The sequence below is a fragment of the Microbacterium commune genome (genome assembly GCF_014836945.1).
Classification (GTDB): Bacteria; Actinomycetota; Actinomycetes; order Actinomycetales; family Microbacteriaceae; genus Microbacterium; species Microbacterium commune.
Map to the genome: position 1 here is coordinate 1,763,166 of NZ_JACSPX010000001.1, position 12,961 is coordinate 1,776,126.

Genomic DNA, 12,961 nt, shown 5'->3' on the forward strand with positions numbered 1-12,961 from the left:
ACTTCGTTGGGAAAGTTCGTTTATGAGGGCTCGGTCAAGACCGAGATCGAGGACCGCGCCCTGACCCATCTGCAGCTCGTGATGACGGCGAAACTGCGCCGGGGCGAGCCGTTCCCGTTCAGCTGGCGTGAAGACGCGAGCGTCGGCGGCGGACGCACCACGGTGTGGGTGCAGCCCAGCAGCTCGCTGGTGTTCAAGTACTTCGGCAGCCGTCAGCCCGCCATCAACCGCGCGTGGATCGAGGCGCTCGCCTACACCGCCAACACCCCCAGCGGCCTGCACATGGTGCCCGAGCCGCCGGACGACCCGAACGCCGGTCTCGAGGGCTGATCCCGCCGCCGGCCTGCGGTCACCGACCGGTCTCTTCGTGCACCTCGCCTGAGGGCGCCTCGGTGCGCAGGTCGGTGGGTGCGTCGCCCGAGTGAAGCTGCTCGTCTCCCTCGGCGAGGTCGCCCTGTCCGTCGTCTCCCAGCTCGGCGTCGATGGGCTCGTCACCCTGCGTGTCGGGTTGCAGATCCGGCCGCCCCGCGACCGCGGCATCCGCCGTCGGGATCTCAGTGGTGGAGTCGTCGTCGGGATTCAGGGAATCGGTGCTCATCATGCCGTCCTTTCGTCGTGGATGCCCAGCCTGGGCGATCCGGGAGGACGTCGCACGCCCCTTGACAGGATGCCGTCGGCCCGCCCTCGCGCGTGCCCTGGGTCGCGCGAGCTGTCAACCCCCTGGCCGGACCGCTCGCGCGAGGAGAGGGTGAGCAGACTGGCAGAGGTGCCGGCACTCCCCACCGACTTCAGAGAGGCGCACGATGAGCGACAACACCCCAGATCCTCGCCACCAGCACCACGATGAGAAGTTCCCCCCTCAGCAGCAGACCCAGCCGGGTCTGACCGAGGAGACCAGGCCCACGCCCGATCACGGCGAGTCGTCATACCGGGGTCACGGTCGGCTCACCGGGCGTCGCGCGCTCATCACGGGCGGAGACTCAGGCATCGGTCGCGCGGTCGCCATCGCGTTCGCCCGGGAGGGCGCGGATGTCGCGATCGTGCACCTGCCGGAGGAGCAGAAGGACGCCGATGACACGATCGCGCAGGTGGGCGACGCAGGGCGTCAGGGGCTGAGCATCGCCGGCGACCTGCGCGACGAGCAGTTCGCAGAGCAGGCCGTCGCCCGCGCCAGGGAGACCCTGGGCGGTCTGGACATCGTGGTGCTCAACGCCGCCTACCAGCACGACGTCGACGGCTTCGAATCGCTGAAGACCGACGAGATGCGCCGCGTGTTCGACACCAACATCCTCGGCACCCTGTTCACGGCGCGGGCGGCGTACCCGCACCTGGAAGCCGGCGCGAGCATCATCGTGACCTCCTCGATCCAGGCCTACAACCCGTCGCCCGGCCTCATCGACTACGCCATGACGAAAGCGGCCCAGGTGGCGTTCGTCAAGGCGCTCGCAGCAGAGGCGGGGGAGCGCGGAATCCGCGTGAACGCCGTCGCACCGGGGCCCATCTGGACCCCGCTCATCCCGGCCACGGGCTGGGATGACACGAAGGTCGAGCAGTTCGGCAGCGACACCCCGCTGGGCAGGGCCGGTCAGCCGGCCGAGCTCGCCGGAGCGTACGTGTATCTCGCTACAGCCGAGTCTTCGTACACCTCGGGCACGGTGCTCGCGGTGACAGGAGGTAAGGCGCTATGACCGTCATGCTCGACGACCCGATACCAGCCACCCCGCACGGGGACTGGGAGCTCACGCCGCTGGGTCGTGACAGCTGGCGCATCTGCGACCCGGCGCGACGTCATGCAGACGCCGACTGCCTGATCGCCTACGTCGACCGCTCGCCGACCGGCGTGCTCGACGTGCTGTGGCTGCGCACCCCGTGCCCGCGGACGACGCGGTTCCGGGGCTTCAAGCAGCTGTTCGAGGCGCTGGACCTCGCCGTCGCGAACGCGTCGAACCGGTCGCAGAAGCCGTCGCCGATCCCCGGGCGCCCTCCGCTCTGAACCGCCCGGACGGCCACCGACACACACCGGCGGGGGACGCGTAGCCTCGAGTCATGAGTGATCTGCGCGCCCTGCTGGGCATCCGGCATCCGGTCGTCCTCGCACCGTTCGGCGGCCTCTCGTCGGTCGAGCTCACCGCAGCCGTGAGCAGCGCCGGTGGCCTCGGCTCGTACGGTCTGTACGGATACGACGGCGATCGCATCCGACAGACCGCTGCCGCGCTGCGCGCCGCCACCGCGGCGCCGTTCGCCCTGAACATCTGGCTGCCGACGGGCGACGAGGTGGCACCGGGCGACGAGCACGAACGGCACGCCGCCGCTCTCACGGACTTCTTCGATGAGGTCGGCATCGACGTGCCGGCCCGCCCCGAGCGGTACCTGCCCAGCCTCGACGAGCAGCTCGACGCCATCTGGCAGGCCGCCCCCGCCGCGCTGAGCGTGGTCTTCGGCGTGCCCTCGGACGCGCTCGTCGACGAGGCCCGCGGCCGCGGCATCCGGGTCATCGGCACCGCGACGACGGTCGCCGAGGCGCGCGCGCTCGAGCAGGTGGGTGTCGACGCCATCGTCGCTACGGGCGCCGAGGCCGCCGGGCACCGGGTGTCGTTCCTGCGACCGGCTGAGGAGTCGCTGGTCGGGCTGGTCTCGCTGGTGCCGCAGGTGGCGGATGCCGTGCGCGTGCCCGTCATCGCCGCCGGTGGCATCGCCGACCGGCGCGGCGCCGCGGCCGCGTTCGCGCTCGGAGCGTCAGGCGTGCAGGTCGGCACGTCCTTCCTCGTGACCGCGGAGTCGGCGGCCAACGACGCGCACCGCGCGGCGATCCGTTCCACCGCCGCCGACGAGAGCGTGCTCACCCGGGCGATGAGCGGACGGCTGTCACGCGGAGCCGCCAATCGCGCTGTGCGGCAGATCGAGGCATCCGCGACCATCGCCCCGTTCCCGGCGCAGAACTGGCTGACCGGCCGCTTCCGGGCCGTGGCCGCTCAGCGCGGCATGGGCGAGCTGCAGTCGCTGTGGCTCGGCCAGTCCGCTCCGCTGGCCCGCGGCCGCACAGCCGCCGAGGTGTTCGCCGAGCTGGTGGCGGGTCTGCCCGCCTGACCCACCGCGCGGTGGATCCTCAGAGGATGACGGTGGATCGACCGTGCACGATCACGCGGTCCTCGGCGTGCCATTTCACGGCACGCGCGAGCACGTAGCGCTCCACGTCGGCGCCGCGCCGCTGCAGCTCCGCCGCCGACTCGGCGTGCGTGACACGCGTGACGTCCTGCTCGATGATCGGGCCCTCGTCGAGGTCGGCGGTCGCGTAGTGCGCGGTGGCCCCGATGAGCTTCACGCCGCGTTCCTTGGCGCGCGCATACGGGTTCGCGCCGATGAACGCCGGCAGGAACGAGTGGTGGATGTTGATCACCGGGGCGCCGAGGCGCTCGATGAAGTCGTCGGTGAGGATCTGCATGTACCTGGCCAGCACGACCAGGTCGACATTGCCCTGCAGCAGCTCGAGCTGACGGGCCTCCATCGCGGCCTTGTCGCCGGCGGGGATGTGCATGAACGGCACCCCGAACGAGCGCACCGACTCGGCCAGGTCGGGATGGTTCGAGATCACCATGGTCACATCGATGTCGAGCTCGCCACGCTGCGTCCGCCACAGCAGCTCCATCAGGCAGTGGTCGTACTTCGACACGAAGATCGCCACGCGCTTGCGCTTCGAGGTGTCGTGCAGCGACCAGTCCATCCCGAAGCGCTCGGCGACCTCGGTGATCGAGGCCTCGAGCTCCGGACGACGCGCGGTGAGGCCTTCCAGGTGGATCACCGTGCGCTGGAAGAACCGCCCGCCCTCCTCGTCGGTGGAGTGCTGGTCGAGGGAGATGATGTTCGCCCCGTGCGCCGCCAGAACTCCGGCGACGGCCGCGACGATGCCCGGCTGGTCGTCGCAGGCGATGAGAAGGCGTGCGGTGTCGGTGTGCGGCATGGATGCTCCTGAACTGGGGTGTGTGTCGATTCTGCCCGCATCCTGCGGGGCGCGCCCAATCGTTACCCTTGACGCATGGGCGCCACCGAGGATCTGCTGCGGGATGCGAGGGCTCGTCTCGTCGGCGCCCCGCGCGAGTCGCTCGGCCGCGAGCGCACCTCCCGGTGGCGCGCGGATCGGATCGTGCGGGCGGGTGCCGCGTGGCATCTGGGCGTGCTGCTGCTCACCGACGACGAGGTGCTGTCCACCGCCGAGATCCTGCGCGCTGCCGAGCCGGTGCGCCGCGGGTACCCGGCCGAATCGGCCCGTGCCAGAGCCGAGCGGCGGGCGCAGGCGCGCCGGGGAGGCTTCGCCGAGGGCGAGGTCGTGCACGTCGGCTGGCACGTGCTCGATGTCGCGGCGGTGGACGCCGGCGGGGCGTCCGGCCCGCTGGCCATGGTCGATCAGGTGCCGAGGGTGCGCTGGTCGCCGGGCGGCGCGCTCGTGCCCCTGCAGGGCTATCTCGACGAGCGGATCGTTCTGGCGCTCGGCGGCTGAGCGCATCCTCGGCGCCCGAGCGATCTCTCGACCGTCTGACCGTGCCCGCGGGTGGCGCGGTCAGTCGCCGACCAGTCGCGAGAATCGGGCGAGCAGGTCGTGGCCGTCGACGGAGGCGTCGAGGATCGCACGCTCGGTGCGCTCGTAGTCGCGCGGGTCGAAGTAGCCGGATGCCCGGTACACCGCCATGCGATCGGCGAAGTCCTGCGGCGACGCCTCGGGATGGAACTGCGTGGCGTACAGCCGCTCTCCGACGCGATAGGCCTGCACCGTGCAGGCGTCGTTCGTGGCGAGCAGCACCGCGCCGGGAGGTGTCTCGCGCGCCGACTCCTTGTGCGCGGTGAACACCGACAGTGCAGGGCCGGGGCCGAGCACGGGATCCGCGACGCCGGCGTCGGTCAGCTGCACGGTGGTCGCGCTGGCAGGCTCGGGCTGATCGGTGTGCACGCCACCGCCGAGCATCCTCGTCACCACCCCGATGCCGTAGCAGGTGAACAGGGCGGTCGCGTGGCCGTCGAGCGCTCGGCGGGCGATGCGCTCGAGGTCGTGCTCGACCGCCCGCTGGTGCTCGCCCTTCTCGGCATCCGTCACGTTGAACGGCGACCCGCCGACGACGAAGCCGTCGTATTGCTGCCACTCCACCGTCTCGAGCGACGCGTGCAGCAGATCGACGCGGTCGAGTGTCGTCAGGTCCAGCCCACGGCGAAACGAACGGTGCTCGGCATCGGCCGCCATCCGCTCGGGTCGAACGCACACGTACAGCACCGAGGACATGCGCCGATTCTATTGGCCCCGAGCCCCGCGACCCCGCCGGGGTCAGCGCGACGAGTTCGCGGTGCGTCCCCGCACCACTCCGACGAACGTCTCGACGTCCGGCGTCGTCGCCTCCCGCTTCCAGGCGAGGGCGACGGTCGAGGTGCGCCCGCCGACGAGCGGGCGGTAGTCGACGTCCTTGCGGTAGTGCAGCCGGGCGAGCGACATCGGCACGATCAGGATACCGACGCCGGTCGCGACGGTCGCGACGGCGTCTTCGGTGGTCTCGATCGTCGGGAAATCCGGTGCCCGGGTGGGCAGGTCGAGCGGACCGAGCACGTCGTCGGCGGGGGTGATCAGCACCTGCCCGGCGAGGTCGTCGGCCTCGATCCGGTCGGTCGCCATCAGGAAGGAATCGATGGATGCCAGGACCACCGGGACCTCGTCGTAGAGCGGGATCACGTGCAGCTCGTCACGGTCATCGAGCGGCAGACGCACGAGGGCCGCGTCGAGGTCGTCGAGGGCTGCACGCTGGACGGCGACGGCGATCGGGACGAGCTCGATGTCGACGTGCGGCATCCGCTGCTTCCAGGAACCCACCCACTTGCCGGGCGTGGCGCCGGGGATGATGCCGAGGCGGAAGCTGCGCGGCGTCTCGTCGACAGGCGGCGTGGGCGCGGGCTGCGCCGCAGGGCGAGGGGTGCGCTTCTGTGCCGGCTTCTGCGGCTTCTGCGGCTTCGCGGGGCGCGGCCGCCCGCCCTTCGGAGCGCGGCGCCGGTCGTTCTTCACCGGTTCAGCGTACCCGCCGCCAGGCCGTTCTCCTCCAGGACCCCGCCACTTCCCGATCGTGACGGTGGCTGCTGCGAGCGCAGAAGAGCCCGCCGGTCGGTGCCGACCGGCGGGCTCAGGCGGAGGGGGTCAGGCTGCGAGCCAGAGCCCCTTCCGGTCGGTGATGATCGTGAGGCCGGGAGCCACGTTCTCGTCGTGCCCGATGCGCGTGCCCCGCGCGACCTGCGCTCCCGCGCCGATCTCGGTGCGCACGCCGATCCACGCGCCGTCGCCGACCGCCGCTCCGGCGCCGATGTGTGCGTGTGCGTCGATCCGCGCGTTCTCGCCGATCACGGCATCCGGCTCCACCCAGGCGCCGCGCGCGACACGCGCTCCGGCCCCCACTCGGGCGCCGGGTTCGACATAGGCGCCGGCTTCGATGAGAGCCTTCGGATGCACCTTCGCGCCGTGCGCGACGAGTCCGCGGCCGTTGACATGCTTGCGGTACCGCAGCGTGGCGCCCTGGTCGTCCTCGATATCGATGTAGTTCTTACCCACGTTTCCTCCCGTGTCCGGAGTCTTCCGGAGATATCTACAACAGGGAGGGGGCTTGATTCATTCCCCGTTTGGGATTAGTTCACCGTTGGCAGTTCGGACACCAGAATGTGATGCGCTCGCGGGTCGGATCCGCGCCCAGTTCGCCCCTGCGGATGGGCGTGCCGCAGCGCCGGCACGCGCGCCCCGCCCGGCCGTAGACCCAGTCGGTGAACCCGCGTCTCGCGTCACCGGTGAAGGTGCGATCCATCCGGTCGCGGTTCGCCCGGATCGTGCGCACTCCGAGGTCCAGCAGGGCGGGAACATCGACATCCGCGGTCGGCGTCTCGGGGCGGACACCGCGGAGGAACAGCAGTTCGGCGGCGTACTCGTTGCCGAACCCTGCGACGTTGCGCTGGTCGAGCAGGGCGACGTGGATCGGTCGGGTATCGGTGCCGAGCCGTCGGATCGCCTCGTCGCGATCCCAGGCATCGGAGAGCGGATCGGGCCCGAGGTGGTCGACCAGTGCGCCCTCGTCGCGGGTGGGCACGAGCTTCACCTCGGCGATGTCGACGCCGACCGCGTCGTGCTCGGCGGTGCCGACGATCGCCCGCACCTTGAAGGCGGGGTGACGCCACCTCTCACCCGGGCGGTAGGTGAACCAGGCGCCGTCCATGCGCAGATGGGAATGCAGGGTGAACTCGCCGATGCGCATCAGCAGGTGCTTGCCACGGGGGACGACCTCGTGCACGATCTGCCCGGTGAGGTCGGCGGTCGCCAGACGCGGCACGCGCAGATCGAAGCGCGTGACCTCCTGGTCGCGCAGCGCGGCGTCGAGGCGCTTCGCGGCGCGGTAGATGGTGTCGCCCTCAGGCATGGCCCGCCGCCGTCGTAGAGCGGTCGGACAGCAGGTCGCGCGCCAGCACGGTGGCGCCGGCGACCGCGGGCGGCATGACGAACACCGCACCGAGCGGCACCATGAAGCACAGCTGCACGGCCGCGCCGAACCCGAGCAGGCGCGCGCGACGCCCCGCGAAGAGCCGCGAGCGGTCGACGGTCGGGATGTCGCGGGCGTTCAGCGCGCGGCCGGTGAGCTCGCGAGCGAGCAGACGGCCGGTGAGCAGCACGCCGGCGACCGCGGCGAGCGGGGCGCCGACGAGGGGGACGAAGCCCAGCGCGAGGGCGAGCAGGGCGACGAGGGCGCCGAGGGCGATCAGGCGGATGCTCTCGCCGAGTGCCACGAGGAATCCGCCGTCCCCCTCGGGCACCTCGCCGCCGAGATCGGTCTCGATCGCACGCCAGATCCGCTGGTAGAAGGGGTCGCCGATCAGCAGCGTAAGGGCGGTGAACGTCACGCTCGCCAGCGCCAGCACGGCGATCGTCGCGACCACCCCGACGACGGCACGCACGGCATCCCGCCAGAACGGCTCCCACCCATCGGCGAACGGCGTCGCCCAGGCGGTGAGGCCACCGAGATTCAGCAGCAGCGGGATGATCGCCGCGGCCAGCAGCGCGAGGGCGATCAGGCCGGGCACGAGGCCGAGCGCCATCAGGCCCGGGCGTCGCCGCCAGTACGCGAAGCCGCGTCCGAGGCAGCGGATGCCGGTGAAGAACTCGCTGACCATGAGTGAAGTCAATCAGACGGCTTTGCGCAGGGTGTAGCCGCGCGGGGTGGCCACGAACCCGGCTTCCTGCAGGGCGAAGGCGAACGGCGTGCCGTACACGCCCTCGCCGTTGATCTTCTCGACGGTGAGGGTCTCGAGTCGCCGTGCTCGCGACGTCGCGCCCAGGTCGGCCGCTGCGGCTTTCAGCACGTCGGGGTCATCGTCGAACGCGAGCACGGTTCGACCGCCCCGCTCGAGGTAGAGCACGAGCTCGCCGTCGACGAGCACGACCAGACCGCCGGCTTTCCGGCCGGGACGGTGTGACACGGTCTCCAACCTCGGCCAGGAGAGGGCCGCGCCGTAGGGGTTGGCCGGATCAGTGGCCGCGAGCGTGACGGCCTTGAGCGGGGGCGGGTCGGACAGGCCGGCGAAGGTGCGCAGCCGGTCGACGGTGGTGGACGCCGCGAACTGCGCCGCACCCAGCTTCTCGATCACGTACCCGCGGCGGCAGTGCCCGGCCTCCTCGAACCCGGCGAGCACGCGGTACACCTGCGCGAAGCCGCCCGGCACGCCCTCGGCCTGCACCGCGCCGCGGGTGACGACGCCGTACCGGTCGAGCAGCAGCCCCGCCGTGACGGTCGCGCGCCGTGCGGCATCCGGGTCTGTCTCCGGAAGCACCGCCCAGCGGCCGCCCGCTCCGGCCGTGGACGGCTGAGTCGACGGCCGGGCGAGCGAGATGCCCCGATAGGTGCGAGTGCGCGGGGCGCGGCGTGCGGTCTTGTGCGCCTGCGAACCGCCGGCGATGAGGGCACGGACAGGCGCGAACGTGTCGTTGGTGATGTGCCCCTGCCAGGCCAGCGACCAGAGCGCCTCGAGCACCGACTGCTGGTTCTCGGCGCCCGTCATCGCCTTGAGCGCGCCGGCGAACGACGCGCCGCTCAACCTCAGCACGTCGAGCACCCTCTCCTCCAGTGATCCCGCGGCGGGCGACTCCTCGGGCACGGGGAGGGTGAAGGGGGCGAGATCGGCCGGGTGCAGCGAGATCCACCCGTCGCGACCCGGCAGCGAGCCGTGCCCCGACCACACGACCTCGCCGGAGGCCGTGAGCTCGTCGAGCAGCGCGGGGGAGTAGTCGCGAACACGGCCGGGCAGCACGAGCGACTCCCAGGCGCTCGCGGGGATCGGCACCCCGGCGAACTGCTCGATCACGCTCAGCACTCCGTCGACGCCCTCCGTCGGCCGGGTGAGGTGCTGCCAGTCGGGCAGGAAGCGCGCGTACGCCTGCGGGCTGACCGGCTCGACGCTGCCGCGGATCGCCGCGAGAGAGCGCATCCGCAGGCGGCGCAGCACCTCGACGTCGCACCACTCCTTCGACCCGTCGACGGCCGCGGTCGCCGCCGGTAGGAAGAAGCCGCTCGTCAGCCGTCCGGCCGACTCCAGACGCTGCAGGGTGTGCCTGGCGACCGCCGCACCGATACCGAAGCGACCCGCGACGTCCTCGGTCGTGAACGGCCCGTGCGTGCGCGCGTGACGCGAGACGAGATCGCCGAGCGGGTCGGCCACCGGGTCGAGGAACGCGACCGGGATGCCCGTGGGCAGAGCTACGCCGAGCGCGTCGCGCAGGCGGCCCGCGTCCTCGATCACCGTGAACCTCGACCGGCCGGCGATCGTGACGGGGATCGCACGGCGAGCAGTGACGAGCTCGGCGAGCAGGGCCGCAGCATCGGCGGCGGTCGCCGGTCCCGGGGTCGGGGGCGTCGCCGTCGAGGCATCCGTCTCCGCGCCCGCCGACCCCGCGGCCAGCGCGCCCTCGAGCCTGAGCGCCACCTCCTCGGCGTCCAGCGGCCCGAGCATCCGCAGCAGGTCGGCGACACCCTCCACCCCGCGCACGCGGCGCTGCGGGTCGAGGCGCTGGGCCTCTCGTTCGAACTGGGCGATGACGTCGGGGTCGAGCAGCTCGCGCATCTCGACCGTGCCGAGCAGCTCGCCCAGCAGCGCCGGGTCGACCGACAGCGCGGCGGCACGTCGTTCAGCGAGCGGAGAGTCCCCCTCGTACATGAAGGCGCCGACATAGCCGAACAGCAGGTCGCGGGCGTAGGGCGATGGCTGCGCCGGCTCGGTCTCGACGAGCCGGACGCGGCGCTCGGCGATGTCGGTGATGAGGCGGCGCAGCGAGGGCAGGTCGTAGACGTCCTGCAGCACCTCGCGCAGCGTCTCGAGGATCACCGGGAAGGTCGGATGCCGCCGCGCGACCTCGAGCAGCTGCGCCGAGCGCTGCCGCTGCTGCCACAGCGGTGTGCGCTTGTTCGGATTCATCCGCGGCATCAGCAGCGCGCGGGCTGCGCACTCGCGGAAGCGCGAGGCGAACAGCGCCGATCCGCCCACCTCAGCGGTGACGATCTGCTCGAGCTCGTCGGCGTCGAAGACGAACAGATCCGCTCCGGGCGGCTGCGCGTCGGCATCCGGGATCCGCACGATGATGCCGTCGTCGCTCGCCACAGCCGAGCCCTCGACGCCGAGCCGCTCGCGAACCCGCGCGTTCAACGCCAGCGCCCACGGTGCGTGCACCTTCATGCCGTACGGGGAATGCAGGATGATCCGCCAGTCGCCGACTTCGTCGCGGCCGCGCTCGACCGTGAGCGTGCGATCGGTGGGCAGGGTGCCGGTGGCCTCACGCTGCTCGGTGAGGTAGCCCATCAGGTTGTCCCGGGCCCGCTCGTCGAGTCCCGCGTCGATGAGACGCTGCTGCGCCTTCGCGGGCTCGGCGGTCGACACCTCGCGTGAGAACCGGCCGAGGGCCTCACCCAGCTCAAACGGGCGGCCGATGCCGTCGCCGTGCCAGAACGGCACCTTGCCCGGCTGCCCGTACGCGGGCAGCACGTTCACGCGATCGTGGGTGATCTCGGCGATGCGCCAGCTCGTGGTGCCGAGGGTGAAGACATCGCCGACCCGCGACTCGTAGACCATCTCCTCATCGAGCTCTCCGACGCGGGCGCCGGTGGTCTCGCCGGCGACGAAGACCCCGAACAGGCCGCGGTCGGGGATGGTCCCACCGCTGGTCACGGCGATGCGCTGCGCCCCGGGCCGGCCGGTCAGCGTCCCGGCATCACGATCCCAGACCACGCGCGGGCGCAGCTCGGCGAACTCGTCCGACGGGTATTTGCCGGCTAGCAGGTCGAGGGTCGCCTCGTACGCCGAGCGGGGGAGTGTCTGGAACGGCGCACTGCGCCGCACGGTATCGAACCACTCCTCGACCGAGATGGCGTCGAGCGCGCATGCCGCGACGGTCTGCTGCGCGAGGATGTCGAGCGGATTCCGAGGCACGGCGATCGCCTCGATCTGCCCGGCGAGCATCCGCTCGGTGACGATCGCGGTGTGCAGCACGTCGCCGCGGTGCTTGGGGAAGAGGGATGCCCGGCTGATCTCGCCGACCTGGTGACCGGCGCGTCCGACGCGCTGCAGGCCGGAGGCCGCCGACGGCGGCGCCTCCACCTGGATGACCATGTCGACCGCGCCCATGTCGATGCCGAGCTCGAGGCTGCTCGTCGCGACGACGCAGCGCAACGCGCCCGACTTCAGCTCGTCTTCGACGATCGCCCGCTGCTCCTTCGACACCGAGCCGTGGTGGGCCTTGGCGAGCACCGGCTCGGCGCCGGCCGTGGCGCCCGCCTGTGCCGCGCCGTTCGCCCGTCCAGCCGGCGCATGCGCGCCGCCCGGAGCCTCTGCTCCGTGGGCCCTCGCCGCGGGAGGCCCTGCCGCCTCGGGCACGGGCGTCCCGATCCGCTCGGCGTAGATCTCGTTCAGCCGACCGGTGAGCCGCTCGGCGAGGCGGCGGGAGTTGGCGAACACGATGGTCGAGCGGTTCTCGAGCACCTTGTCGACGATCGCCTCCTCGACGTGCGGCCACACCGATCCGGTGATCTCGGTGTACTCGGCCGGCTCGTCGGGCATCGCCGCCGCGCCGGGCGGCGGAGGAGGGTTGCGCATGTCGTCGATCGGCACGACCACGCCGAGCTCGAACGTCTTCACCGCGCGCGGCGCGACGATGTCGACCGGCGCGGATCCGCCCAGGAATCGCGCCACCTCATCGATGGGCCGCACGGTCGCCGACAGGCCGATCCGCTGTGCCGGGCCTTCGGCACCACGCGCGGTGCGCAGCGCGTCGAGCCGTTCGAGGCTGACGGCGAGGTGCGCGCCGCGCTTGGTCGCCGCGACCGCGTGCACCTCGTCGATGATCACCGTGTGCACGTTCTGCAGGGTCTCGCCGGCCCGGCTGGTGAGCATGAGGTACAGCGACTCGGGGGTGGTGATGAGGATGTCGGGCGGGTCGCTGACGAGCTTCCGCCGGTCGCTCGAGGTGGTGTCGCCCGAGCGCACGCCGACGGTGATCTCGGGTGCCGCGACGCCGAGGCGCCGCGCCGACTGCCCGATCCCGATCAGCGGTGAGCGCAGGTTGCGCTCGACGTCGACGCCCAGCGCCTTCAGGGGAGAGATGTAGAGCACGCGGGTGCGCGAGGCCCGCTCAGTGGCATCCGGAGTCTCGCCCGAACCGGACGTCCGCTCGCGGAACACGCTGTCGATCGCCCACAGGAAGGCCGACAGCGTCTTCCCCGACCCGGTCGGCGCGACGACGAGGGCGTTGCGCCCGGCGGAGATCGCGTCCCACGCACCCGCCTGCGCGGGAGTGGGCGCGTCGAACGCCCCGCGGAACCAGTCCTGCGTCGCGGGCGTGAATCTGTCGAGCACATCGCTCATCCCTCCATCTTGACGCCACCTTCCGACATCGAGCCCTGCCTTGCTCTCGACA

The 12,961-nt window shown here is 71.8% G+C and carries 13 protein-coding genes; 5 read left to right on the plus strand and 8 right to left on the minus strand.

The annotated features are described in order from the left end of the window. The first annotated feature begins 6 nt into the window (after positions 1 to 6). Positions 7 to 330: a DUF7882 family protein gene (locus tag H9633_RS08135; RefSeq protein WP_099195304.1), complete on the plus strand. Its 324-nt coding sequence runs from the start codon at positions 7 to 9 to the stop codon at positions 328 to 330. Positions 331 to 349: 19 nt separating this feature from the next. Here the strand turns inward: H9633_RS08135 and H9633_RS08140 are convergent, their stop codons facing one another. Next, positions 350 to 598 carry a hypothetical protein gene (locus H9633_RS08140; protein WP_191712746.1) on the minus strand — a complete coding sequence of 83 codons (249 nt, stop codon included), beginning with the start codon at positions 596 to 598 and terminating at the stop codon, positions 350 to 352. 205 nt (positions 599 to 803) lie between these two features. Here H9633_RS08140 and H9633_RS08145 point away from each other — a divergent pair, with 205 nt between their 5' ends. The 3 genes from H9633_RS08145 to H9633_RS08155 are packed head-to-tail and all read left to right on the plus strand — an operon-like array spanning position 804 to position 3,087. After that, on the plus strand, positions 804 to 1,688 hold the full coding sequence (locus H9633_RS08145; RefSeq protein ID WP_071641587.1) for an SDR family oxidoreductase: 885 nt from the start codon (positions 804 to 806) through the stop codon (positions 1,686 to 1,688). Beyond that, complete coding sequence (locus H9633_RS08150; protein WP_191712747.1) at positions 1,685 to 1,993, plus strand: hypothetical protein; 309 nt, start codon at positions 1,685 to 1,687, stop codon at positions 1,991 to 1,993. The genes H9633_RS08145 and H9633_RS08150 overlap by 4 nt, the downstream gene beginning before the upstream one ends. 53 nt (positions 1,994 to 2,046) lie before the next feature. Continuing rightward, a complete protein-coding gene (locus H9633_RS08155) occupies positions 2,047 to 3,087 on the plus strand; it encodes an NAD(P)H-dependent flavin oxidoreductase (RefSeq protein ID WP_191712748.1) in 1,041 nt (346 codons plus the stop codon). A 19-nt stretch (positions 3,088 to 3,106) separates the two neighbouring features. On the opposite strand, the gene purU is transcribed toward H9633_RS08155, so the two are convergent. Continuing rightward, positions 3,107 to 3,958: a formyltetrahydrofolate deformylase gene (gene purU / locus H9633_RS08160; protein ID WP_071641581.1), complete on the minus strand. Its 852-nt coding sequence runs from the start codon at positions 3,956 to 3,958 to the stop codon at positions 3,107 to 3,109. A gap of 75 nt (positions 3,959 to 4,033) precedes the next feature. On the opposite strand from purU, the gene H9633_RS08165 reads away from it, so the two are divergent. Then, positions 4,034 to 4,495 carry a glutaminase gene (locus H9633_RS08165; RefSeq protein ID WP_191712749.1) on the plus strand — a complete coding sequence of 154 codons (462 nt, stop codon included), beginning with the start codon at positions 4,034 to 4,036 and terminating at the stop codon, positions 4,493 to 4,495. A 60-nt stretch (positions 4,496 to 4,555) separates the two neighbouring features. Here H9633_RS08165 and H9633_RS08170 read toward each other — a convergent pair whose 3' ends face one another. From H9633_RS08170 to H9633_RS08195, 6 genes are all read right to left on the minus strand, one after another. Then, positions 4,556 to 5,269, minus strand: coding sequence for a glutamine amidotransferase-related protein (locus H9633_RS08170; protein ID WP_191712750.1), 714 nt, complete (start codon positions 5,267 to 5,269; stop codon positions 4,556 to 4,558). A 42-nt stretch (positions 5,270 to 5,311) separates the two neighbouring features. Next, complete coding sequence (locus H9633_RS08175; RefSeq protein ID WP_191712751.1) at positions 5,312 to 6,037, minus strand: LysR substrate-binding domain-containing protein; 726 nt, start codon at positions 6,035 to 6,037, stop codon at positions 5,312 to 5,314. Between the two features lie 129 nt (positions 6,038 to 6,166). After that, positions 6,167 to 6,574 (minus strand): transferase, encoded by a 408-nt coding sequence (locus H9633_RS08180; RefSeq protein WP_071641573.1) that lies wholly within the window; start codon positions 6,572 to 6,574, stop codon positions 6,167 to 6,169. A 79-nt stretch (positions 6,575 to 6,653) separates the two neighbouring features. Then, the gene (locus H9633_RS08185) at positions 6,654 to 7,427 is read right to left on the minus strand and encodes an Fpg/Nei family DNA glycosylase (RefSeq protein ID WP_191712752.1); all 774 of its coding nucleotides are present in this window, start codon (positions 7,425 to 7,427) and stop codon (positions 6,654 to 6,656) included. After that, positions 7,420 to 8,175, minus strand: a complete 756-nt coding sequence (locus H9633_RS08190) for an EI24 domain-containing protein (RefSeq protein WP_191712753.1) — start codon at positions 8,173 to 8,175, stop codon at positions 7,420 to 7,422. The genes H9633_RS08185 and H9633_RS08190 overlap by 8 nt, the downstream gene beginning before the upstream one ends. Before the next feature lie 12 nt (positions 8,176 to 8,187). Further along, positions 8,188 to 12,909 carry an ATP-dependent helicase gene (locus H9633_RS08195; protein WP_191712754.1) on the minus strand — a complete coding sequence of 1,574 codons (4,722 nt, stop codon included), beginning with the start codon at positions 12,907 to 12,909 and terminating at the stop codon, positions 8,188 to 8,190. Between the last annotated feature and the right edge of the window lie 52 nt (positions 12,910 to 12,961).

What these genes read in the sequence shown, in the direction of transcription:
- H9633_RS08140 (WP_191712746.1), bottom strand. Translation starts at nt 598, where the DNA reads ATGAGCACCGATTCCCTGAATCCCGACGACGACTCCACCACTGAGATC.
- H9633_RS08145 (WP_071641587.1), top strand. Translation starts at nt 804, where the DNA reads ATGAGCGACAACACCCCAGATCCTCGCCACCAGCACCACGATGAGAAG.
- H9633_RS08150 (WP_191712747.1), top strand. Translation starts at nt 1,685, where the DNA reads ATGACCGTCATGCTCGACGACCCGATACCAGCCACCCCGCACGGGGAC.
- H9633_RS08155 (WP_191712748.1), top strand. Translation starts at nt 2,047, where the DNA reads ATGAGTGATCTGCGCGCCCTGCTGGGCATCCGGCATCCGGTCGTCCTC.
- purU (WP_071641581.1), bottom strand. Translation starts at nt 3,958, where the DNA reads ATGCCGCACACCGACACCGCACGCCTTCTCATCGCCTGCGACGACCAG.
- H9633_RS08165 (WP_191712749.1), top strand. Translation starts at nt 4,034, where the DNA reads ATGGGCGCCACCGAGGATCTGCTGCGGGATGCGAGGGCTCGTCTCGTC.
- H9633_RS08170 (WP_191712750.1), bottom strand. Translation starts at nt 5,269, where the DNA reads ATGTCCTCGGTGCTGTACGTGTGCGTTCGACCCGAGCGGATGGCGGCC.
- H9633_RS08185 (WP_191712752.1), bottom strand. Translation starts at nt 7,427, where the DNA reads ATGCCTGAGGGCGACACCATCTACCGCGCCGCGAAGCGCCTCGACGCC.
- H9633_RS08190 (WP_191712753.1), bottom strand. Translation starts at nt 8,175, where the DNA reads ATGGTCAGCGAGTTCTTCACCGGCATCCGCTGCCTCGGACGCGGCTTC.
- H9633_RS08195 (WP_191712754.1), bottom strand. Translation starts at nt 12,909, where the DNA reads ATGAGCGATGTGCTCGACAGATTCACGCCCGCGACGCAGGACTGGTTC.